23 protein-coding genes are annotated in these 21,638 nt (G+C 74.3%); 12 read left to right on the top strand and 11 right to left on the bottom strand.

The window, feature by feature from the left end:
* Positions 1 to 1,437, bottom strand: a complete 1,437-nt coding sequence (locus ACFYWQ_RS04045) for an exopolysaccharide biosynthesis polyprenyl glycosylphosphotransferase (protein WP_389512545.1) — start codon at positions 1,435 to 1,437, stop codon at positions 1 to 3.
* Entirely contained in the window at positions 1,434 to 2,624 is a 1,191-nt protein-coding gene (locus ACFYWQ_RS04040; RefSeq protein ID WP_389512543.1) for a glycosyltransferase, read from the bottom strand. The genes ACFYWQ_RS04045 and ACFYWQ_RS04040 overlap by 4 nt, the downstream gene beginning before the upstream one ends.
* A 528-nt stretch (positions 2,625 to 3,152) precedes the next feature.
* On the opposite strand from ACFYWQ_RS04040, the gene ACFYWQ_RS04035 reads away from it, so the two are divergent.
* The 7 genes from ACFYWQ_RS04035 to ACFYWQ_RS04005 all read left to right on the top strand — a co-directional run bounded on the left by ACFYWQ_RS04035 (position 3,153) and on the right by ACFYWQ_RS04005 (position 8,043).
* Entirely contained in the window at positions 3,153 to 3,392 is a 240-nt protein-coding gene (locus ACFYWQ_RS04035; RefSeq protein WP_389512541.1) for a chaplin, read from the top strand.
* 256 nt (positions 3,393 to 3,648) lie between these two features.
* Positions 3,649 to 4,656 carry a hypothetical protein gene (locus tag ACFYWQ_RS04030; RefSeq protein WP_389512539.1) on the top strand — a complete coding sequence of 336 codons (1,008 nt, stop codon included), beginning with the start codon at positions 3,649 to 3,651 and terminating at the stop codon, positions 4,654 to 4,656.
* A gap of 224 nt (positions 4,657 to 4,880) precedes the next feature.
* Complete coding sequence (locus tag ACFYWQ_RS04025; protein WP_389512537.1) at positions 4,881 to 5,168, top strand: hypothetical protein; 288 nt, start codon at positions 4,881 to 4,883, stop codon at positions 5,166 to 5,168.
* Positions 5,169 to 5,370: 202 nt separating this feature from the next.
* Positions 5,371 to 5,871, top strand: coding sequence for a DUF5949 family protein (locus ACFYWQ_RS04020; RefSeq protein WP_389512535.1), 501 nt, complete (start codon positions 5,371 to 5,373; stop codon positions 5,869 to 5,871).
* Positions 5,872 to 6,069: 198 nt separating this feature from the next.
* Positions 6,070 to 6,588, top strand: coding sequence for a hypothetical protein (locus ACFYWQ_RS04015; RefSeq protein ID WP_389512533.1), 519 nt, complete (start codon positions 6,070 to 6,072; stop codon positions 6,586 to 6,588).
* A gap of 122 nt (positions 6,589 to 6,710) precedes the next feature.
* Entirely contained in the window at positions 6,711 to 7,193 is a 483-nt protein-coding gene (locus ACFYWQ_RS04010) for a tyrosinase family oxidase copper chaperone (RefSeq protein WP_389512530.1), read from the top strand.
* Positions 7,177 to 8,043, top strand: a complete 867-nt coding sequence (locus ACFYWQ_RS04005) for a tyrosinase family protein (protein ID WP_389512528.1) — start codon at positions 7,177 to 7,179, stop codon at positions 8,041 to 8,043. The genes ACFYWQ_RS04010 and ACFYWQ_RS04005 overlap by 17 nt, the downstream gene beginning before the upstream one ends.
* Positions 8,044 to 8,149: 106 nt before the next feature.
* Here ACFYWQ_RS04005 and ACFYWQ_RS04000 read toward each other — a convergent pair whose 3' ends face one another.
* From ACFYWQ_RS04000 to ACFYWQ_RS03975, 6 genes are all read right to left on the bottom strand, one after another.
* Positions 8,150 to 8,488, bottom strand: coding sequence for a chaplin (locus tag ACFYWQ_RS04000; RefSeq protein WP_389512527.1), 339 nt, complete (start codon positions 8,486 to 8,488; stop codon positions 8,150 to 8,152).
* Between the two features lie 102 nt (positions 8,489 to 8,590).
* The gene (locus tag ACFYWQ_RS03995) at positions 8,591 to 8,842 is read right to left on the bottom strand and encodes a phosphopantetheine-binding protein (RefSeq protein WP_389512525.1); all 252 of its coding nucleotides are present in this window, start codon (positions 8,840 to 8,842) and stop codon (positions 8,591 to 8,593) included.
* Positions 8,843 to 8,922: 80 nt separating this feature from the next.
* The gene (locus ACFYWQ_RS03990; protein ID WP_389512524.1) at positions 8,923 to 9,219 is read right to left on the bottom strand and encodes a phosphopantetheine-binding protein; all 297 of its coding nucleotides are present in this window, start codon (positions 9,217 to 9,219) and stop codon (positions 8,923 to 8,925) included.
* Positions 9,216 to 10,424, bottom strand: coding sequence for an HAD-IIIC family phosphatase (locus ACFYWQ_RS03985; protein ID WP_389512522.1), 1,209 nt, complete (start codon positions 10,422 to 10,424; stop codon positions 9,216 to 9,218). Before ACFYWQ_RS03985 ends, ACFYWQ_RS03990 begins: the two co-directional genes overlap by 4 nt.
* Positions 10,421 to 12,307 (bottom strand): GNAT family N-acetyltransferase, encoded by a 1,887-nt coding sequence (locus ACFYWQ_RS03980; protein WP_389512520.1) that lies wholly within the window; start codon positions 12,305 to 12,307, stop codon positions 10,421 to 10,423. The genes ACFYWQ_RS03985 and ACFYWQ_RS03980 overlap by 4 nt, the downstream gene beginning before the upstream one ends.
* A 450-nt stretch (positions 12,308 to 12,757) precedes the next feature.
* The gene (locus ACFYWQ_RS03975; protein ID WP_389512519.1) at positions 12,758 to 13,468 is read right to left on the bottom strand and encodes a hypothetical protein; all 711 of its coding nucleotides are present in this window, start codon (positions 13,466 to 13,468) and stop codon (positions 12,758 to 12,760) included.
* Positions 13,469 to 13,984: 516 nt separating this feature from the next.
* Here ACFYWQ_RS03975 and ACFYWQ_RS03970 point away from each other — a divergent pair.
* Positions 13,985 to 14,365, top strand: coding sequence for an S-adenosylmethionine decarboxylase family protein (locus ACFYWQ_RS03970; RefSeq protein ID WP_385068105.1), 381 nt, complete (start codon positions 13,985 to 13,987; stop codon positions 14,363 to 14,365).
* Between the two features lie 19 nt (positions 14,366 to 14,384).
* On the opposite strand, the gene ACFYWQ_RS03965 is transcribed toward ACFYWQ_RS03970, so the two are convergent.
* Positions 14,385 to 15,080 (bottom strand): alpha/beta fold hydrolase, encoded by a 696-nt coding sequence (locus ACFYWQ_RS03965; RefSeq protein ID WP_389512517.1) that lies wholly within the window; start codon positions 15,078 to 15,080, stop codon positions 14,385 to 14,387.
* 10 nt (positions 15,081 to 15,090) lie between these two features.
* Positions 15,091 to 16,134 carry a PIG-L deacetylase family protein gene (locus tag ACFYWQ_RS03960; protein ID WP_389512515.1) on the bottom strand — a complete coding sequence of 348 codons (1,044 nt, stop codon included), beginning with the start codon at positions 16,132 to 16,134 and terminating at the stop codon, positions 15,091 to 15,093.
* Positions 16,135 to 16,226: 92 nt separating this feature from the next.
* Between ACFYWQ_RS03960 and ACFYWQ_RS03955 the strand changes: the two genes are divergently transcribed.
* The 4 genes from ACFYWQ_RS03955 to ACFYWQ_RS03940 all read left to right on the top strand — a co-directional run bounded on the left by ACFYWQ_RS03955 (position 16,227) and on the right by ACFYWQ_RS03940 (position 20,449).
* Positions 16,227 to 16,865, top strand: coding sequence for a hypothetical protein (locus ACFYWQ_RS03955; RefSeq protein WP_389512513.1), 639 nt, complete (start codon positions 16,227 to 16,229; stop codon positions 16,863 to 16,865).
* The gene (locus ACFYWQ_RS03950) at positions 16,862 to 17,680 is read left to right on the top strand and encodes a 4'-phosphopantetheinyl transferase family protein (protein ID WP_389512512.1); all 819 of its coding nucleotides are present in this window, start codon (positions 16,862 to 16,864) and stop codon (positions 17,678 to 17,680) included. Before ACFYWQ_RS03955 ends, ACFYWQ_RS03950 begins: the two co-directional genes overlap by 4 nt.
* Before the next feature lie 79 nt (positions 17,681 to 17,759).
* Positions 17,760 to 19,502 (top strand): B12-binding domain-containing radical SAM protein, encoded by a 1,743-nt coding sequence (locus ACFYWQ_RS03945; RefSeq protein WP_389512510.1) that lies wholly within the window; start codon positions 17,760 to 17,762, stop codon positions 19,500 to 19,502.
* Complete coding sequence (locus ACFYWQ_RS03940; RefSeq protein WP_389512506.1) at positions 19,499 to 20,449, top strand: Gfo/Idh/MocA family protein; 951 nt, start codon at positions 19,499 to 19,501, stop codon at positions 20,447 to 20,449. Before ACFYWQ_RS03945 ends, ACFYWQ_RS03940 begins: the two co-directional genes overlap by 4 nt.
* Here the strand turns inward: ACFYWQ_RS03940 and ACFYWQ_RS03935 are convergent.
* Positions 20,431 to 21,624, bottom strand: a complete 1,194-nt coding sequence (locus tag ACFYWQ_RS03935) for a radical SAM protein (protein ID WP_389512503.1) — start codon at positions 21,622 to 21,624, stop codon at positions 20,431 to 20,433. The genes ACFYWQ_RS03940 and ACFYWQ_RS03935 overlap by 19 nt on opposite strands.
* Positions 21,625 to 21,638: the final 14 nt, after the last annotated feature.

Below are 21,638 nucleotides of genomic sequence, written 5' to 3'. Positions count from 1 at the left end.
TCAGCTCCCGGTCGGTCGCACGAGGGCGGCCGCGGTGCGCAGCAGGATGCAGACGTCCTGCCAGAGCGACCAGTTGTCGATGTACGCGTTGTCGAAGCGGGCCCGGTCCTCGATGGAGGTGTCGCCGCGCAGCCCGTGCACCTGGGCGAGCCCCGTGACCCCGGTCCGCATCCGGTGCCGGGCCGCGTAACCGGGGTACGTCCGGCTGAACTCGTCGACGAAGTGCGGGCGTTCGGGCCGGGGGCCGACGAGGCTCATGTCGCCGCGGAAGACGTTCCACAGCTGGAGCAGCTCGTCCAGCGAGGTCCGCCGCAGGAAGCGGCCGAAGGGGCTCATCCGCGGTTCGCCGGCCACGCTCCACCGGGTCGCGGACTCGTGCTCGTCGGCCGGGCGGTAGGTGCGGAACTTCAGCAGCGTGAACGGCCGTCCGTCCTTGCCGACGCGTTCCTGCCGGAACACCACGCCCGGCCCGGTGACCCGCCGCAGCACGGCGGCGCACACCAGCAGCAGCGGGCCGAGCAGCGCCAGCAGCGTCCCGGAGACCGCGAGGTCGAGCAGCCGCTTGCCGGGGCTGCCCGGGCGCCGCGGCCCCAGGTCCAGGCGCCGGCAGGCGAACCCGGCGAGCTGCTCACGGCTCGCGTACGACGGGCTGTCGGCGTCGACCTCCCACACCGCGCACCCCGACTCGGCGAGCGCCCGCAGCAGCGGCCCCTGGGCGGTGCGCACCGAGGGGTGGACGCACAGCACGTCCAGGACGCCGTTCTGGACGATCGCCCGCTGCACCTCCTCGCCGGTGGTGAGGACGGGCAGCAGCCCCTCGGGACCGTCCGGGTGCGCGGCCACGACACCGACCGGCCGCACCCCGTACCGGGGGTGGCGCAGGACGGCGGCGGCCACGCGCTGCGCGGTCGCCGCCGGGCCGATGACGAGTGCGGCGCGCGGGTGGCGCAGCAGCGCCCGGCGCCGCCGCAGGTGGACGACCGCGCGGCCGGAGCAGGCGGCCGCGCTCTGCGCCGCCCACCCCAGGAACAGGGTGCGGGCGGAGAGGGCGTGGGCCGGCGTGTGCGCCGCGACGAGCGCCCCCAGTGACACCCAGGCCACCGCGGTCCGGCCGCAGACGGCGGGCAGTTCGTCCAGCACGCCGTGCACCCCGTGCACCGGCCGGGACCGGCGCGGGCGCAGCAGTACCGTCGCCACCAGCAGCAGGGCGACCAGCAGCGGGCGGCGCTGCGCCCCGGTGAGCGCGAGCGCGCCCACGACGACGGCGAGGCAGTCGGTGAGCAGTGGCGGCAGCGAGGAGGCGGGCCGGGCGGGGGACCGCCGGGCCGGGAAACGGAATCCCGCCGCGCTCTCGGGCCGCGGCATCACCGTGACCGGTGGGTGTCCGGGCTCGACTCCGGGGACTCCGGGGGAGGGGACGGTGCTTTCCGCGGTCACGAGTGGATGGACTCCCTGCGTTCGGTGGGTGCGTCGGGTGCCTGCGCTCCGGCCTCGGGCGGCCGGTCGCCGAGCAGTTCGCGGTACAGGGCCGCGACGGCCCCGGCCGTGCGCCGTACGTCGTGCGTGGACAGGACGTGGCGGCGCCCCTGCCCGCCGAGCGAGGCGCGCAGCGGCGGGTCGAGCAGCAGCCCGGCGACGGCCGCGGCCAGCGCCGCCGGGTCCTCGGGGGGCACCAGACAGCGGGACGCGAGCGCGGCCGGCAGGCTCTCCCGGGCGCCGTCCACGTCGGTCACCACCACGGGCCGTTCGCAGGCCAGCGCCTCCAGCGGGGCGAGGGCCATGCCCTCCCAGCGCGAGGGCAGCACCACCAGATCGGCGGCCCGGTACCAGGGGACGACGTCGGCGACGGCCCCGGCGAACAGGACGGACGCCGGGGCGCGGGAGCGCAGCCGCACCTGGTCGGGACCGTCCCCGACCAGCGCGAGCCGGGCGCCGGGCACCTGGCCGGCGACCGCCTCCCACGCCTTCAGCAGCACGTCCTGTCCCTTCTGCCGGCACAGCCGCCCCACGCACACCACCAGCGGGGCGGCGGGGTCGGCGTCCGGCAGGAGCGCGGCGCGCACGGCCGTCGCGGGCGCCGGATGGAAACGCTCGGTGTCGATGCCGTTGGGGACGACGCTCCACTGTCCGGCGATCCCGGCGCGTTCGCCGGTGACGCGCTCGGCCTCGCTCACGCACACCAGCCGGTCGGCCCATCGGGCGGCGAACCGCTCCCAGGTGAGGGCCAGCTCCGCGGTGGTCCCGCCGACCGCCTCGAACGACCAGGCGTGCGGCTGGAAGACGGTGGGGATCCGCCCCCGTACGGCGAGCCGGCCCGCGAGCCCGGCCTTCGCGCTGTGCGCGTGCACCAGGTCGGGGCGCACCTGTGCCAGGACCCGCGCCAGCCGCCGCACCTCGCCCGGGAGCGAACGCCCCGGCGTCCGCGAGGCTTCCCACCGCCGTACGTCCACGCCCAGGGACCGCAGGTCCGCGGCGAGGGCGCTCTGGGGACAGGCCACGGTGACGTGCAGTCCGGCGGCGAGCTGGGCCCGCGCCAGATCCGTCACGACGCGGGCGACCCCGCCGTCCACGGGCTGGGTGAGGTGCAGGACCCGGGATCCGACGTCGGGTTCTGGCTGGTGCATCGCGCGGTTTCCTCGCTCACGGTGTCGCTCGGGACGGGCGGGAACGCGCTGTTCGCGGCCGACGGCGGCGAAGCGCGCCGGCCCGCGTGGCGTCCCGCTGGGAAACGAGCCGAAAGCCCGGCTGGTCACCGCCGAGCCGAAAAACCGCGCCGGGATCGAACAAGCGGGAGAGGCCGCCGGCGGTGCGCGCGTACGCCGGGACACGCGCCGCCGGAGCCGCTCCGGCGCGTTGATCTCGGCGTTCGTGTCCCGTCCCGCTCGAAGGGGGGTCGCCGGAGGGCGCGGGGACGGCCTCGGGGGTCCGTCGAAGGGGTGAGCGATAACAAGCAGATCATCCGAACAGCACGACGGTCACGGACGGTCGCCAACGGCCCGGCGTACGGGCGAACGTGGTCATACGACGTGAAAATATGAACCTGGGGTGCGTCACTCCATTGGCGGCACAACCCCCGGTGGTGTCGCGCGTTGACACAGCGCCGGGCATCCCCGCCCGGGTGTTCGTGTCACAACCCCAAGGAGCACCTCTCCATGTCGCGTATCGCGAAGGGCCTGGTCCTGACCTCCGTTGCCGCCGCGGCCGTCGCCGGCACCTCCGGCATCGCCGCCGCCGACAGCGGCGCGAACGGCATCGCCGAGCACTCCCCGGGTGTGCTGTCGGGCAACGTCGTCCAGGTTCCCCTCCACATTCCGATCAACGTCTGCGGCAACACCATCGACGTGGTCGGCCTGCTGAACCCGGCGTTCGGCAACACCTGCGTCAACGACTGACGCCGGGCGACCGGCGTCACGCGACCGCCGTCGCGACGCCGGTGCGCCGTCCCACGGCCGTCCTCCTGCCGGGGGGCGGCCGTTCGCGTTGCCCCGGACGGGGCAGGGCCGGCGGTCCCGACGGCACGGCCGGACGGGCTCCCCACCAGCGGACACGGCCGGCGGAGGAGGGGTGCGGGGTGTTCTCTCTGTTGCGGGGTGTGACGGGCGCTTCCACGGTGGTGGTGCGACCCGACGCACTTCGAAAGGAACCCTCATGCGTGGTCTGCCCGTCCGGCGTATCGCTTCCACCGCACTGTGCGCCAGCCTCGTCCTCGGCGCCGCCGTCCCCATCGCCCTCGCGGCAGAGGGTGACACGGCTGCCCGTGCGCGCACCCCTGCGGCGTCCCGGGCACCCGTCCCCGGTGCGGACACGGTCACCGCGCAGCTCGAGGCCCTCAACGCGCTCGGCGTCGTCCTCACCCCGGTCACCGAGCTCCTCGGCACCGCCATGCAGGCCGACAACGGCCAGTTGACCGCCGACCAGGCCAAGCAGCTCGGCGACGCCGTCAAGCAGGCCGTCGCCATCATCACGACCGTGATCCCGCCGACCCCGCCGACCACGCCGGACACCGCGACGACGCCGGACTCCACCACGACGACGGACACGGCTACGACGACGGACACCGCTACGACGCCGGACACCGCTACGACGCCGGACACGGCCGCCACGGACACGGGCACCGCGGCTACGACGGACACCGCCGCGCCGACGGGCACGACCGCCACGGGCACGGAACCGACGACCACGACCCCCACGGGCACGGAGCCGGCGACCACGGTCGTCACGGACCCGGCCACGGCCGGCACCCTGCCCCTGCTCACCCGAGGCGGTGACGGGACGAAGGCGCGGACCGCGGCCGCCGACCTCAAGCGGGACGCGCTCACCTCCCTCCAGCAGGCACTCGACACGCTGCTCGCGGCCATCACCTCCGGCGACGCCGCCCAGGTCCTCCCGGCGACCACGGCCGTGGTCAACGGCCTGGTCGACCTGGTCGCGGCGACACTGCTGGGCGGCGACCTGCCCGCCCCGACCCTCGCCGGCCTGCCGCAGCCGGCCTCCGCCCCGGCGACGGCCTCCGCCCCGGCAACGCCCGCCGCCCCGGTGACGCCCGCCACGCCGGCGACGCCCGCGACCCCGGCGACGCCCGCCGCCCCGGCAGCGCCCGCCCTGTCGGCCATCACGCCGCCGGCCCGCACCGGCGCGCTGCTTCCCACCCCCTGACGGACGGCCCTCCCCTCCGCACCCCGGCGCACGCACAGCCCCCGCCCCCCCGGCCGGGTGGCCCGCGCCGGGGTGCGGACATTTTGCGCCCACGGGGTTTCCGCAACCGACGGGGATCGTTAGGCACGGCGTCAGACAGTCCCCGGGCGACCTGGGCCACCGCGCGGCCGAGCTGCCGAGCCGAGCCGTCGGAGTCGCCGGAGTCGCCGAAGAAAGGAAACCCGATGAAGTCCCTGAAGGCCGCCGCCGTCGTCGCCGGATCCATGGTGATCGCCGGTGCCGCCGCACCCGCGTTCGCCCACACCCCGGCCGACCTCACCCCCACCAGCCTCAACGGCGCCGTCGACACGCTCACCCGGGGCCCCTCCCTCGACGTCATGCCGCTGCGGCAGCAGTCCGACGCCCTCGACACCGAGAACGAGAACTCCCCGCTCAACACCGTGAAGGACGCGACCGCGGCCCTCAACGACGCCCACGCCCCGCTCCTCGGCGGGCTGCCCCTGAAGGGGTGACGCCCCGTTCGGGCTTCTCCGGAGGGCCGGTCCCGTACCGCACGGGACCGGCCCTCGGCGCTGTCCGACGCACCGATCCCGGCACCGTTCGAGGCGCCGCGCCCCCGGCGCGTCCCTCGTTCGTGTGGACCACCCGCGTGGCGTCCTCCTCCCGGGTGAGAAGCCGCCCGGACGGCCTCCGGTACGCGGATAGGGTCGCGCGGTGACCTCAACCCCCAGCACAACCCACCCCGCCGGCGCGGCCGAACTGGGCACCCTCGTCGTGATGCCGTGGAGCGGCGAGGCCCCCGACGGCGGCGACATGCCGTACCTCCTCGCGTACTCCCTCGGCGACGCCGCGACCGGTCCCGAGGCCTCGGCCGCCGCCATCGAGCGGCTGCTGAACGACAACGGCCTGTCCGCCGGCGGCGACCTCGTCGACGGCACCGAGCGGCCCGGCCTGCCGGTCGGTCTGCTCGTCGAGTCCGGTACCGCCGTCCTGACGCTGCCGGGCCTCACCGCCCAGTGCGTGCCGCCGCCCGAGTGGATCGCCGCCGTCGGCGAACGCGGCTACGCCTACCTCGTCTTCACCACCCGCCCGTGGCCCGAGGCCACCCCCGGCAGGCCGGTCGAGGCCGAGGCGCTGGCCGCGTTCGCCGGCGCCGACGAGACCCTCCGGGCCGCCGCACACATCGTCCTGCCCGCCCGCAGCCTGCGCGGCTGATGGCGTAGGCCGCCCGGTAGCGGCCGGCAGGCCGGCCCCGGCCCGCCGGTCGGATCTCCGGACGAGCCGACCTTCATCCGTCGTACTACTGCTGCACCCGGGCGATTTGCGCGGCGATGCGCCCTGACGGCGTTTCCCGGCTCGTTACTCGGTACGCACGCACCGCCCCTCCCCGAACTCCGAAAGGGCCGCACCGAGATGAAGACGAAGCCGACCACCCGAGGAGCCCTCGCCGCCGTGCTCACCTGTGTGGCCGCCGCGGCCGGTGCCGTCGCCGCGACCCCCGCCGCCGCGATCGGCACGGTCCCCGTCCCCGTACCGCTGAACGGAGTCGAGAACTCCCTCCACATGGAACTGCCCGAGGCCGCCGGTGAGATCCCGCTGCCGGCCACGGGCACGCCCGACGGCCCGCGGTACGCCGAGGGCCGGCTCCTCCCCGAGCGGGTCCCGCCGCAGGTTCCGGTCCGCGCCGGGCTGCCCGGCGCGGACCTGGACGCGCCCCTGCCGGAGGCCCTCGGCGACGACGCCCGGCTCGTCGGCCTCGAAGCGCCCGCCTCCGAGCTGCGCACCCCCGAGTCCGGACCGGCCCTGGACGTCCCGCTCACCGCCCCCGACGCCGACGGCCTGCCGGGACTGCGACCGCCGCGGGCCGGCGTGGTCGGCCCGGTCCTCCAGCGGGTGCGGGCCGGGGACCCCGGACCGGGCCGGGGCCGGTAGGAGCGGGCCGGGAGCACGGCCACGGGCCCGGACGGCCGTCCGGGCCCGTCGTCATGTCGTGACCAGAAGGGCCGCCGGACGGTTACGGCTGTGGAAGATCCGAACCGGACGAGGAGCACACCGTGGTCGTCAGCCCCGACGGAACAGCAGTGAACGCGGTACCGGTGCCCGCGGCAAGACGCGGGATCCGGCGTGACGTGCTGCGCGGGCTGCTCGGCGCGACCGCCGCGCTGGCGCTCGCCCCGGTCGTCGCCGCCTCCCGGCCCGGGCGCCGCCAGGACGGCCCGCCGGACACCGGCTTCGACGAGACCTACCGCGGCAGGCGCCTGCGGGGCGTCCTGCTCCCCGCGACCCGTGCCGCCGGCGGCGGCGAGCGCTGGCGTGTCACGGTCGACGGCCGCCCCCTGCACCTCATGCGCCGGGCCGACGGCACCTGGCTGAGCATGGTCGACCACTACCAGTCGTACGCCACACCGCTGGAGGCGACCCGTGCCGCCGTGGACGAGCTGGGCCCGGGGCAGACGCTGCGCGACACCGGCTCCGCCGGCGGCCGCGCGCACGCGGGGCACACCCGGTCGGGGGAGCACCGTGGTCTACACCCGTAAGGACGTCAGCACGCTCACCGCCACCGAGCGGCGCCGCTTCGTGTCGGCCCTGCTGGAGGTCAAACGGAGCGGCGAGTACGACGAGTTCGTGCGCATGCACATCGACTACTACGTCTCCGACGGCGAGGGCGGTCTGCGGACGGCCCACATGGCGCCCTCCTTCCTGCCCTGGCACCGCCGGTTCCTGCTGGACCTGGAGGCGGCGCTGCGCCGGGTCGACCCGTCGGTCACCCTGCCGTACTGGGACTGGACGCGCGACCGCGGCAAGACCTCCGTCCCCTGGACCGAGGACCTCCTCGGCGGCGACGGGCGCGGCTCCGACCGTCAGGTGACGACCGGGCCGTTCGCCTACGCCACCGGGAACTGGACCCTCAAGGAGGGCGTGACCGACGCCGAGTTCCTCACCCGCGACCTCGGCCGCGCCCGCGACCCGATCGAGCTGCCCGTCGAGAGCGACGTGGAGTGGGCGCTGGAGGACCCCCTCTACGACGCCTCGCCCTGGAACTCCACCTCGTCGCAGGGCTTCCGCAACAAGCTGGAGGGCTGGGGGACCGGCCGGGGCCCGGCCGCCTGGCGCAACCACAACCGGGTGCACCGGTGGGTCGGCGGGGCCATGGTCGGCGGCGCCTCCGTCAACGACCCCGTCTTCTGGCTGCACCACGCCTACATCGACCTGCTGTGGACCCGCTGGCAGCAGCGGCACCACGACCACCGCTACCTGCCGGCCGAACCACCGGCGGCGGGCAGCGGGCAGTACCGCCGGATCGTCGCCCGGCACGAGAAGCTGCCGCCGTGGGACGTGACACCGGACCAGCTGGAGGACGCGGGGGGGATCTACCGCTACGCGTGAGCCGTCCCGTGCGCGGTGTGTCGCCGTTCCGCGGCGGCCCGCACACGGGCAGAGCCCCGGCGCTCGAGGTGCCGGGGCTCTGCCGTGGGGAGTGCGCGGGACGGCGTCAGCCGCCGTAGTTGCCGCCCGAGTGGCCGCCGCCGGCGTGCTCGCCGTTCTTGCCCTCCTCGCCGTGCTCGCCGCCCTTGCCGTAGTCGTCGTGGTGGTCGCCGTTGGCGCACTTGTTCCCGAAGGCCGGGTTCAGCAGGGCGATGACGTTGACCGTGTTGCCGCAGACGTTGACCGGCACGTGCACCGGAACCTGGACGACGTTGCCGGACAGGACGCCCGGCGAGCCCACGGCCGCGCCCTGCGCCCCCGCGTCCGCCATGGCCAGACCGCCCCCGCTGACCACCACGGCACCCGTACCCAGGGCGACGGCCGTTGCCTTCGCGATGCGAGACATCACGTTCTCCTTAGTGAATCGGTTCGCGCGACAGCAGAAGGCGCCGCCGCACTCCCCGTTCAACGCCGGGGCGCGGGGCCGGTCACGGCGTGTTCGGGCGGATCACCCTTTTCGCAGCTCCGCTAGCCGGTCCCACAGCGTCGAGGGCGTCGCGAAGGTCTCCATCACCAGCAGTTCGTCGGGCAGTTCGACGGCGAACCGGTCCTCCAGCTCCGCGACCAGTCCGAGCAACGTCAGTGAGTCCAGGCCGAGTTCGGTGAGGCTGGCGTCCGCTTCGAGGGGGGAGTCCGCGTCGAGGAAGGGGAGCGTCTGCCGCAGGACGGATTCGAAGTCGCGGTAGGAAAGATCGTTCACGCCTGCTCCTCGATGCTGTGCGGCCTTCGGGTGACGGGTGTGCTCCGTACGGGTCACAGTAGTGCGTGGACGATCACCGGTCAGGGGCGCTGCCGGTGCGCGGAGACGAAGTCGGTGAGCGTGGCGATGGACTCCAGACTGTCCAGGCTCAGATCCAGGGCGGCCACGTCGACTCCGTAGCGCTCGTCGATCGTGCCCAGGAGCGTCACGCCCGCGAGCGAGGTGAGGCCGATCCGCGGGCCGAACAGCTCGGTGTCGGCGGGGAGTTCCGCGATCGCGGCGGCGTCCAGCCGGGCGGCCTCGGCGATCATCGACCGCAGCTCCCGTTCCACCGCCGCCCGGTCGTCGTCACGGGAGGGAGTGCGGGGGTCCGTCACGCTTCGGGGTCCTTTCGGGGGGAGACGTGCAGCCAGGCGGGCGGTGCCGGCAGGTCGCCGTGCAGGGTGCGCGCCAGGACGGCCGGCTCGGCGGCGGTACCGGCGGTGTCCGGGGCGCTGTCCGGGGCGGTGTCCGCGGTCCGGGCGCGGCGAAGTCCCGCCTGGCGCAGCAGGATCCGCATCTCGAGGTTGGCGTCGGTCGGGCGCAGGGTCACCCGGAACTCGTCCGCGCCGGCCTCCCGGGCCCGTTCCATCAGCCAGAACAGGAAGGCGGCGGCGGCCCCCCGGCCGGCGACCCGGCAGGAGAGCGCCAGCAGCGGGACCGACCGGACGCCCGGCGCGCTCCCGTCGACCAGCGCGGCCCCGATGATGCCGTACTCGCCGAAGCGGTCGGCCATCCGGGCGGTGTACAGCGTGTGCCCCTCGGCGGCGGCGAGGCCGCGCAGCCGCTCGGGCGTCAGGCCGGAGGAGTTCAGGCGGTGGGTCCGGGCGGCCAGTTCGAGCGCGCGCGGAACCTCCTCCGCCACGGCCTCGCCGACGGTGAGCCGCATCGCGCACCAGCGCAGGAACTCCTCCCGCGTGCCCTGGAAGCGCTCGCCCTCGGCGCGGCGGGTCTCCTCGGTGCGGTAGCGGCGCACCCGCTCCCGTGACTCGGGGGTGACGTCACGGCCCTCGAACGCCGCCAGCAGCGCGGGCACCTCCTCCGGGCCGAGCGTGCGCACGCCGGGCAGCAGGGCCTCCACCTCGGCGCGCTCGTACGCCGAGTCGTCGACCAGGACGAGCGCCTCCACGGCGATCCCGAGGTCCTTGGCGATCCGGCGCAGTGACTCGCTCTTGTCCTGCCAGGACACCTGCGGGGCGAGGAACCGTTCGCGCAGCCGCGGTACGGCGTCCATCCGCGCGAGGACCGCGGGCGCGCTGCGGCTGGCGAGGCTGCTGAGCACACCGCGGGCCGCCAGCGCGTCGATCGCGGCGAGCATCTCGGGGCGGGGGACGGGGAGGTCGTCGGTGGGCGCCTCGACCGCGATCTCGTCCCACAGGGTGCCGTCCAGGTCCCAGACGACGCACTTGATCCGGTCGGGGTCGTACCCGCCGGGCCGGTCCGGCCCGGTCGCTCCGGTCGTCCCCGTCGTCCCGGTGGTCCCGGTGGTCCCGGTCGATCCGGTCGCTCCGGTGGTTCCGGTCGCTCCGGGCGTCCCGGTCATCGGGCGTCCTGTCGTGGGAGCCGCAGCTTCATCGTCAGGGTGGCGGGGTCGAAGCCGAACTTGCGGTAGACCGTGCGCATCGGGACGTTGCCGACGTGGACGCGTCCGACGACCTCCGTGATCCCTTGCTCCAGGCAGAACTCCAGGCCCGCGGTGAGGAGCAGTTCGGCGACGTCGCCGCGGTTGTCCAGCGGGGCGACGGCGAGGGAGCGGAAGTTGGCGTAGCGGTCGCCGGTCATCGCGTTCTGGTTGACGCTCACCCACAGCCAGCCGACGGGCTCCCCGCCCGGACGGCCCGCGACGAGCATGCCCTCCTTGGACTTCTCCATGGCACGGCCCAGCCGGGACGCCCAGCGCGCGGGGTCGTCGATGGCGTCCTCGCCGAAGGAGACACGGGCGATCTCGGCCTCGAACTCGCCGATGGCCGGCAGGTCCCTCTCCTCCGCCGGACGGATGACGAAGGGCGCCGCCCGCCGCTCCAGCTCCGCGCGGTCGTCGGCGCTCGGCGCGTCCCAGCCGGACCGCACGGCCTGCGGCCGCCCGGCGGGCGCGGGTGCCCCGGCGGGGGCGGACACCCCGGTGGGGACCGGCGCCTGCGCCGGGACCGGCGTCCGAGCGGAGACGGAAGCGGGAGCCGCCGTCCGAGCCGGAACGGAAGCCGGTGCCGCATCCGGTGCCGGGGCCGTATCCGGTGCCTGGACCGGGACAGGCGTCTGGTCCGGGGCCTCGGCCGGTGTCTCCTCCGCCGGGACCAGGCGGCCCGGGCGGAAGGGGCCCTGCCCGCACTTCGGGCAGCCCTCGTCGCGCAGGGCGGCGACCGAGGTCCAGCGGGCGCCGGGGCCGACGCGGACCCGGGTGCCGCAGGCCACGCACTCGTACTCGCGCTGCCGGGTGCGCTTGTCGCCGGTGTAGAGGGGGCCGCCGTACTCGCCCTGCCGCGAGGCGGTCGAGGTGGTGGTGAGCAGGTGCTGGAAGAAGCCGACGCCGCCGAGGATGCCGCTGCCCTCGTACTCGTTGAAGTTGCGGATGTAGCCGTTGGTGACCAGGCCGAGGGCCTGGATCTCGCGCTGGACCTCCAGCATCTCGTCGGGGCTCTTGCCGCCGAAGGAGAAGAAGACGCTGTGCGCGGGTCCGGGGCGCAGGCCCTCCACGGCGCGCGACAGGAAGAGCCGGGCGCCCTCCGGGGTGTAGGGCGGGTCGGTCATCGCGACGTCGAAGCCGTCGTGCAGCTCGGCGGGGAGCGGACGGCGCAGGTCGTGCTCGACCGTCTCGACGCGGGTGCCGAGGCCGGCCGACACCTTCCTGATGTGGGCGAGGATCTCGGGGGAGATGTCGACGACGGTCACCCGCTCGACGATCGGCGCGCCGAGGACGTCGCCGACGACCGCGACGGCCAGCGAGACGAGGTCGTCGTCGCCGATCAGCAGCAGCGAGCCGCCCGGCAGGGCGCCCGCGGTGAGCAGCGCGAGGACCCGGCGCACCTTGGTCTCGGCCGTGCAGTGGGACTGGTCGATCGCCATGTCGGCGGCGGGGCCCGTCTCCATGACGGCGCGCAGCCGCTCCACGGCCTCGTCGAGCACCGAGGGGATGACCAGCTCACGGCCGTCGCACGTGGTGCAGGTGGCGTCGAGGGTGAGGTCCATGCCGAGCCGGGCGACGACGTCGAGACCGGCCGGGGTCAGCCGGGAGGGGCGCTCCTTGGTGACGAGGTCCCGGCGGCGCAGCTCGTTGCCCACGGCGGCCACGATGGGGACGGGCAGGCCGGTGGCGCGGCTGAGGTCCTTGGTGGAGGCGGGGGCCAGGCGGCGCAGGGCGCGGAGGACGGACCGCACTCCGGGCGGGCCCTCCTGGAGCCTGACGGCGTCCGCGACTTCCGTGAGCACGTGATCGGCGTGGGTACTCCGACGGTGTCGAGGCGCGTTCTTCACAAGGGAGCTCCGGGCGGGACCGAGGTGAGCAGGACCCTCCAGTATAGGCGCGGGGGGTCCGGGCTCCGGCCCGCCGAGGGGCCGCGCAAGACCCGCCGGGGGGCCGCGCAAGACCCGCCGGGGGGCGGCGCAAGGCCCGCCGGGGGCTGCCGAGGGGCTGCCTGGCGGCCGCCGAAGGCCTGCCGGTGGCTGACGAGGGACCCCCGAAGGCCCGCCGCCGGGAGCTGACGAGGGCGGGCCGCCGGGAGCCCGCCGGGAGCTGACAGGGCCTGCCGGGGGCTGCGAGGGGCCGCCGACAGCCCGCCGAGGCCCGCGCGGATCATGCGGACCCGCGTGACGCGGACCCGCGTGACGCGGGCCCCCGTGACGCGGGCCCCCGTGACGCGGGGGCGTCGGTCGGCCCGCTCAGGCGACCGCCTCGCCCACCCTCTCGCTCCACTCCTTCTCCAGGGCCGCCGTCTGCGTCATGAGGTCGGCGATGCGGACGACCGTGGCGGCGCCCTTGCGGAACCGCAGGAAGAAGGTGTTGCGGGTCATCTCCCAGCGCCGGGACAGGGCGTCGGCGTCGGCCGCCCGGTCGAGCAGCGCGGGGAGGGCGCAGGCCCCGGCCGCCGCCCGCAGGAAGCGGGCGTTGAGCGCGCGCCGGCTGGCCAGCTCCCCGAACCAGGCGCTGACCTCGATCATGCCCACGGGGCTCAGGGCCGCGAAGGCGTCCGGGGCGGCGCGCAGTTCGTCCGCGCAATCGGTGAGCAGGCCGATGCCGCCGGACTCCCGCACGTTGCGGGCGAGCGCGGCGCGGTGGCGCTCCCCGTCCGGCTCCCCGGGGCGCTCTCCGGCCCGCACGACGACGGTGCGGTTGCGCCAGTCGGGATCACCCCTGCGGGCCTCGCCCAGGGCGTCCGAGGACATCGCCGCCGACAGCGCGCGGGCGTCGAGGGGACCGTCGTAGAGGGAGCCCTGGTAGCGGTCGACGACCCGGAACACGGTGCCCTCGCCCTCGCCCTCGGCGCGGGAACGGAGCACGAGCCGGTGCGCATGGTGCTGCTGGCCGTGGAAGGAACTGTGCGGGACATGGAAGGTGTCCACCCAGGCGATCACCGGAATTCCGTCACGCACCTGCGCCCGAATGTATTCCCCGGCTTTCTCCGGGGTTCCGTGACAGAGCAGTTCGGTGGTCGTCCCGTGCCATGCGCGAAGGATTTCCTCCGGTGAGCTCCGGTGAATTCCCAGGTGTTCCACGGGCCATTCGGTCTCGACCGCGTCCGCCCTCCGGTGATAGCCCCACTCGCTGCCCAGGACGCTCGGGTCATGGCCGAGCCAGGCCGTCGTGATGCCGTAGGTCGCCGAAATGCAGTCCAGTGCCGAGAATTCCGCGTCCGCCGTGCCCCGCTTTTCCAAGAACCCCACTCCCTCGCTGTCCCCGCCGGAGCCGTCGCTTTCCGGCCGATCCCATGTGACCTTCGAAGACCCCCTTGACGCAGGGCACGCGCGAGCCCTAGGGCGCCCCGGATGCTACGCTGGGCACCACCGAGCGCCAGTGACCGGCCTCGTCGACCTTCCGCTTCTGCCGCGCAGACCAGCACAGATCTATGAAAGGAGACGGGGGCAGCGGTTCGCGTCCCCCGGTTCCCCATGACCAACTCCTCCGAGCTCGCCACCGAGGGCATAAACGTCGACGATTTGTGCTCGTACGCCGTCGACGTATGGGTGAGCGACCACAGCATCCTGACCGACGAACAGCGCCTTCTCCAGGTTCTTCGCACGGCCGCGGAAAAGGGAAACGCGACGGTCCTCGGTGAAGCGTCGCACGTGTTCCCCAACGGTGCCGTCACCGCGATTCTCCTGCTTTCCGCCTCGCACCTGAGCATCCACACCTGGCCGGAATTCAGCCTCGCCAACGTCGACCTGCTCGCCTACGGCCGGCTGAACGGCGAGCGGATGATGCAGAGCGTCGAGCTGGGCCTCTCGCCGACGAAGATCAACGTCACCCGCATGCTGCGCGCGGTGCACTGACCCGCGCCACGGACGGCGATCACAGCCACCCCGCCAGCGACGTGAGGAACGCGTCGAATCCGTCCCGGTGGATGGCGTGCGTCGCGCCCGGCACCGTCCGCACCTCGAAGCCCCGCCGGACCAGGTCCGTCCGCATCTCCCCGCTCACCAGCGAACTCGGTTCCGCCGCCTGGACGAGCGAGGGGACCAGGGGCTTCTCGGGGGTGTGGTCGACCGTCCGGTACGCGGAGAGGGCGAGCGCCGAGCGCTCGTCCCAGGCGCGCAGCGCCGCCACCTCCGCCGCGACCCGCCGCTCCCCCCAGTCCGGCCGCAGCCCCCTGATCAGCAGCCGGGGCGCCCGTTTGAACAGGGCGAACGACGCCGGGTCGAGGGTGCCGTGCGGGCCGCCGAGCCGCCACGCGGGCTCGGAGTAGACGGCGCGCCCCGGCTGGAGTTCCGCCACCGCCAGCGCCAGGGCCAGCGCGCCCAGCGAGTGGCCCACCGCCAGCTCGGGACGGCGGGGCAGCGTCTCCAGCAGATCCTCCGCGAACAGGTGCGGGGCGTACGCGCCCCGGCCGCTCGCGCCGTGGCCGCGCAGATCGACGGCGACGACGCGGTACCCGCGGCCCGTCAGGGCCGGCACCAGCTCCTGCCAGGTGCGGTGATCGGACATCAGGCCGTGGACGAGGACGGCGAGGCGGTCGCCCGAGCCCCACTCCCGGGTGTGCAGTCGCATGCGGCCCACCTCAGCAGGCCGGACCGGCGGACGCCAGTTCCGCCACGGCCTCGGCCGACTCCGGCAGCGCCCACAGCCGCTCCGCGAACCCCGCCGCGCCCAGCCCCCGCCCGTACCGGACGATCCGCCGCGTGACCGCCTCCAGCACCTGGAGCCGGTACGGCCACAGCGCCTCCTGCTTCGTCAGCGCCGCCTCCTCCGGGCCGGGCACCAGCACCGGGCGCAGACCGGCGGGCAGCCGGCCGGCCACGGCCCGGGCGTCCGCGAAGAGCGAGTACGGCATGTCCTCGTAGAACGCGACCCGTCCCGGCTCCAGCTCGCCCCGGACGAGGAGTTCCAGGGCCGCCCGCCGGGTCAGGACGTGGTCGACGTGACCGCCCACGCCGAGCGGCACCAGGACGAGGTCCGCGCCGGACACCTCGGCCGCCAGGTCCGCCGTGACCCGGCCGAACAGCTCCGGCTCGCCGGCCGCGGCCGCGTCCTCGGCGTCCGGCTCCAGGAAGAAGTTCTCCCGCCAGGCCGCCCGGTCGGCGGCGTCGGTGTGGCCGAGCACGGTCAGGCCCACGCCGAGCACACCGCACGCCACCCGCTCCTCCGCCAGCAGCAGCCGCGAGGAGAGCGCGGGACGGCTCTGGTAGTAGGGGCGGCGGGTCCAGGTCTCGTGCGAGAACACGTCCACCACGCGGCCGCCGCACCGGGCGAGCAGCCCGCCCAGGGCCAGTTGGGCGTCGTCGGGGTGCGGCGAGAGCACGACCGGCGCCCGGGACGGCGCCGCGCGCGGCGGCGGCACCGCGACCACCAGGCCCGCCGCGTGCCAGCGGCCGATCAACTCCCGCTGCGGGGACGGCCAGGAGCGGTACGGACGGGTGCCGTCGCAGGCCTCCCACACGTCGGCCGCTTCCGGCGGCAGCAGGTCACGGGCGACCGGCTCGCCGAGGAAGCGCGCCTCGGGACCGTCGAACTCGGCGTGCGGCAGCCGTACCGGCCGGTCGTCCGCCGTGAGTGCTCTCGGCGTCCGCCGCACGAGCGGGCCGGGTGAGGGGCGCTCGGACATGCGCAGGAGTGTAGGGCAAGGGGCAATCATGGAACGATGGGACGAGCACGTGACAGGGCTGTGATCGGCACGCGACGGAAGGCTCGAACAGCATGTACGTACTCGCCCGGGGACTTGCCGCGACGGAGACCGAGAACCTGCGGGAGGCCTGCGAACGCACCGCGCTCCCGCTGAGGCCCGTTCCCGACGGGGACGGTGTCGCCGAGCACGTCGCCGCCGACCTCCTCGTGGCCTTCGTGGCCGCCGCCGACGACGGCACCGCCCCCCTCGACCTGCGCGACCTCACCCACGGCGGCGCCTACGCGGTGCTGGTGCAGCCGGCGCCGACCGCGCGGACGACGCTGGCGGCGGTGCGCTCCGGCGCCGGCTTCGTCATGGCCGCGCCGCTCGACGTGGACCGGCTGGTGCCCTTCCTGACCTACCTGCGCGACGTCGCCGCTCCCGCCGCGGCCCAGGTCCTCGACCTGGACGAGGCCGGCGTGCTGGCCACGCCCTCCGGCTCGGTGCGGCTGTCCGAGGCCGAGGCGCGGGCGCTGCGCGCGCTCGCCGACCGCCGGGCCACCATCGTCGGACGGCCCGACCTGATGCGGCTGACCGGCGAGGACCCGCGGGACGTCGTCGAGTCCCTGCGCGCCCGGTTCCGGGAGGTCGGCTCCGGCGCCCAGATCCTCAAGGTGCCCCACATGGGCTTCCGGCTCGTCGGGGAAGTGCGGCTGAAGGCGACCGCGTGACGGCCGCGGCGGCCCCCGAGGCCGCGCCGGGACGCACCGTCGACCTCTGGTGGGCCCGCCCGGACGACGCGTCGGCCCGCCTCGCCGCCCTGCTCGACCCCGTGGAGCGCGGCCGGTACGAGGCGACCGCCGACCCCGTCAACGCGGCCCAGTTCCTGGTGGGGTGCGCCCTGAGCCGCGTCGTCCTCGGCGAACTGCTCGGCCTGGCGCCCGCCGAGGTGCCGCTGCGGCGGGTGTGCCCCCGCTGCGGCGGACCACACGGCAAGGTCACGCTCGCCACGGCCACGGCCACCGCCACCGGCACCGAGACCGCGACCGGCACCGAGACCACGACCGCCACCGGCACCGAGACCGCCACGGACGTCCGCTTCAACGTCTCCCACAGCGGCGGCATCGTCGCGCTCGCCGTCTGCCGCGGTGCCGACGTCGGCCTCGACGTCGAGGACGCGGCCACCACCGTCGACGTGGACAAGGTGGCGCCCCGCGCCCTCACCGGCACCGAACTCGCCGCCCTGCGCGCCCGCCCGCCCGCCGGACGACCGGCCGCGTTCCTGCGTTACTGGACGCGCAAGGAGTCCGTCCTCAAGGCGCTCGGCGTCGGGCTGCGCATACCGCTGCGACGGCTCGAAGTGACCGATCCCGCGCTGCCGCCCGCCGTAGTGAGCCTGCCGGAACAGATCACCACCTGCCGCGAACTGCGCATGGCCGATACGGTGGTCGACAGGACGCACCCCGCGTCCGTCTCGGTGGCGGGAACTACGGAGGTGATCCTCGTCCAGCACCGGGCGTCGGCGCTCCTCGGGGCATGGCGGTGACCGGACCGCACCGCAACCCCCCACACCTGCCGCCGACTTGATTCGACGTGTTGCTCACAACGGGGAAGGGCAGAGCCAGATGTCGGACGTCGTGCTGTTGACTCCGCGGGAGATCACCACCGGGGCGACCAGCCTCAACAACCAGAACGTGACCGTCACCGACGAGGAGTACGTCCAACTCGACCCCGCCCTGCGGATCTTCTACGAGAAGGTCCGCGAGAACCTGGGGCTCGCCTGCATCACCGGCTACCTCCGCAACGCCGGATACTCCGTCACCTCGCTCAACCTGCACGGCCGCAACCCCGGCGACGAGGTCATCATCGACCTCATCCGCCGCGAACGCCCCCGCTTCGTGGGCATCAGCATCATGTACGACCTGCACATCATCGACGCCATCCGGCTCATCCGGTGCGCCCGCGCCGCCGACCCGGACGTGTTCATCGCGATCGGCGGCGCGTTCTGCACGTACAACGCCAAGCTCATCGCGGAGCGGGTGCCCGAGGCCGACTGCGTCACCTTCGGCGAGGGCGAGCTGACCGTCGTGGGGATCATGGACCGGCTGACCTCGGGAGCCGACTGGCGCCGGACGCCCGGACTGTTCTACCGGGACGGCGACCGGGTGCGCAGCAGCGGCATGCCCGTCCTGCCCGACCTCGGCAACCTCGTCTGGCCCGCCCGTGACGTGCTGGAGTACCACCGCGCGGCCGGCATCGCGACACCCGTGGCGTCCACGTTCACCAGCCGCGGCTGCCACGCCAAGTGCACCTTCTGCTACGCGCCCCGCCAGCCCGGAGTGGTCGACGGGTTCTGGCGGATGCGGCCCCCCGCGGACGTCGTCGACGAGATCGAGTACCTCCAGCGGGAGTTCGGCACCCGCTTCATCTGGTTCAACGACGACAACTTCGGCGGCGCCTTCGGCGACGGCTTCGCGCACGCCGTCGAGTTCGCCGAGACCGTCCTGCGGCGCGGCCTGAAGTTCCAGTTCCACTGCGAGTTCCGCGTCGACTCCGGGCTGATCGACCACGAGGCCCTCGACCTGCTGCACCGCGCCGGGCTCTCCTCCGCGCTGCTCGGCATCGAGTCCGGCTCGCCCGGCATGCTGCGCCGGTTCAAGAAGGGCACCACCGTCGCGTACAACCTGGACGCGGCCCGCATGTTCAAACGCAAGGGCCTCGGCCTCGACCCTGGCTGGATCATGATCGAGCCGAAGACCTCGGTGGCCGAGCTCTGGGAGAACCTGGAGTTCATCGTCGCCGCCCGCATCCACGAGGCCGACAACCCGTTCTTCCTCATCAACCGCGCCATCGCGCTGCGCGGCACCGAGATGTACGACAGGATCGAGGAACCGCTGCCGCTGGCCGACATCGACGGCCTGGAGGGCGACGCCTATGAGATCCTGCGCACCGCCCGCCGCGACTACCGGGTGCCGGACCCGCGCGTCGAGGCGCTGTGGGCCGCCTGGAGCGAGGTCGGCGAGGAGATCAGCGACCGCAAGGAGAACGTCCTGCCGTTCGTCGCGCAGAAGATCGCCCTGGGCGCCCGCCGGCTGCGCGGCACCGAGCACAACCCGCGCGCCCTGCTCAGCAGGCTGCGGGCCTGGCGCAACGGCCTGCCGGAGCTGTTCCTCGCGTTCATGAACTACGGCCTCGTCCTCGCCGAGAGCGGCCCGCCCGACCTCGCCGCCCGGCTCACCGCCGACCTGCGGGACCTGGTCGCCGACTACGACGCCGAGCACCTCGGCGAGTCCTTCGACGACTTCGGCGAGCGGGTGGAGCGCATGTGCGGCGCCGAGGCCCTGACGGCGGCGGGAGCGGGCCGATGACCCTGCGGTACGGAGTGGTCGGGTGCGGCCGCGTCTTCCAGCGCTACCACCTGCCCGTCGTCACGGAACACCCGGACCACACGCTCGTCGCCGCCTGCGACACCGACGCCGACAGCGCCCGCGCGGTGCTCGGCGCGGCCGCGGAGGGCGTGCTGGTCACCACGAGCCTGGAGGAGTTCCTCACCGTCGGGCGGCCGGACGTGGTGGCGGTGTGCACGCCGAACGACGCGCACACCGGGCCCGTCCTGGCCGCGCTCGCGGCCGGCGCGCACGTCCTGTGCGAGAAGCCGCTGGCCGCCGACATCACCGAGGCCCGCCTGCTGGCGGCGGCGCCGGGCGCCGCCGACCGGCTCGCGGTCAACCTGCCCTACCGCTTCCACGAACTGGTCCCCGCCTTCGGCAAGGCGCTCCCCGACGGCCCCTGCGAGATCACGCTGACCTTCACCACCGCCGGTCAGCGCCTGTGGCGGCCGGTGACGAACTGGTACGGCGACGTCGCCCGGGCCGGCGGCGGCGCGCTGGTCGACCTCGGGGCGCACGCCCTGGACCTGATGATCACCGTCTTCGGCGCGCCCCGCCCGGCCGGCTGCCGCGTCGACGCGGCGGGCGTGGAGGAACGGGTCGTCGCCGACCTGGAGTTCCCGGCCGGACCGGGTCGGCTGCGCATCGACCGCCGCAGCCGGGTCATGGGCCTGACCCTCGAGGCCACGGCGGCGGACGGCGAGAGCGCCGTGCTCGACCTGCGCCGCGGCGAGGTCCGCGGCCGCGACGGCACGGTCGTGGCCGAGGACCGCCGGCCGGAGCTGGCGGCGATCCGCGGCTTCCTCGACACGGTCGCCGGCCGGGTGAGCGGCCGGACGGTGACCCCGGCGCAGGCGCTTCAGGTGCAGGAGATCGTCTCCGCCCTGTACGCCCGCGCCGAGACCGATCAGGAGCTGACGCTCTGAACCGTGTCCGGGTGGTCCTCGGGAGCCGCGTCCGGGCCCGCCGCGGGAGCACCGGAGAGGACCGGCCGGAACCTCTCCTTCAGCTCCCGCAGCCGGGCCCGTGACCGCTCGCCCGAGTACAGGTGCGTCGCGCCGATCTCCTCCTCGGTGATCCGGTCGAGGAAGTACAGGTTGATCACGTCGGACGGCGTGGCGCACGTCTTGCAGAAGCCGAACCGCGGCCGGTCGTGCATGAACAGGTCGTAGTGCTGGTGGCTGCCGTACTGGTCGAGCAGCAGGGTGCGGTTCTCCGCCAGGTTGCCCATCGGCTTGACCCAGGCGTGCGGGCAGGCCGAGACGTCGCCCTGGCCGAAGAGCTGCGCCATGGTCGCGGTGACGAAGCAGCCGAGCGTGCGGACGTTCGTCTGCAACTGGAGGGCCATGTGCTCGACGTAGGCGCGCGGCGGCAGGACGGAGGCGAACTCGTCGTAGCGCTCCACGAGCGGCACCAGGTGGTCGCCGGGCGGCGGGCCCATCCGCTCGGCGGTCTCGCCCCGCACCGGGAAGAAGTACAGGGTCGTGCTGCCGTCGACCCGGTCGCGCAGGTACTCGGCGAACTCCAGCTGACCGGCGTAGTTGGCGTCGGTGAGCACCGACTGGATGTCGAGGCGCAGGCCGGCCTCGGCCGCCGCGTGCAGGGCGCGCATGATGACGTCGTGCAGCCGGGCCTGTTTCGGGGGGAGCCGGTGCCGGTTCAGCTCGAGCGTGTGTCCGTCGAGGGAAATGTTCAGCTGGACGTTTCCCAGTGCGGCCAGTGCCTCGATGCGCCGTTCGTTGAGGAAGACGCCGTTGGTGATCACCTGGACGGTCTCGTAGCGGCGGCTCGCCTCCTCGACGAACTCGGTGGAGCCTTTCAGCCAGAAGAACTCCCCGCCGGACAGCCGGAGAATGGGGGCGTCGACGTGGGCGTGATACAGATCGAGTATCTCGTGCCAGTCCTGCCGGCGGTCGGTGGTCAGCCGCAGCCGGGCGTCGGGCACGTTCATGAGGAGGTTGTACTCCTCGGTGAGGCAGTAGGAGCACCGCATTTGGCAAAGTTGTTCCTCGATGACCATGTCGTTCATCAGGAACGGCAGTCGGCCGCTCTCGGCCGCCGAGGCGGTGAGGGCGGCACGAAACTTTTCCTTAAGGCGCATGAAAGTCCCCGTAT

Origin of the sequence: Streptomyces sp. NPDC003247, from assembly GCF_042888135.1 — a bacterium.
Taxonomy (GTDB): Bacteria; Actinomycetota; Actinomycetes; order Streptomycetales; family Streptomycetaceae; genus Streptomyces.
The sequence above is the reverse complement of the archived record's forward strand: the minus strand, read 5'-3'. Positions and strand labels throughout refer to the sequence as shown.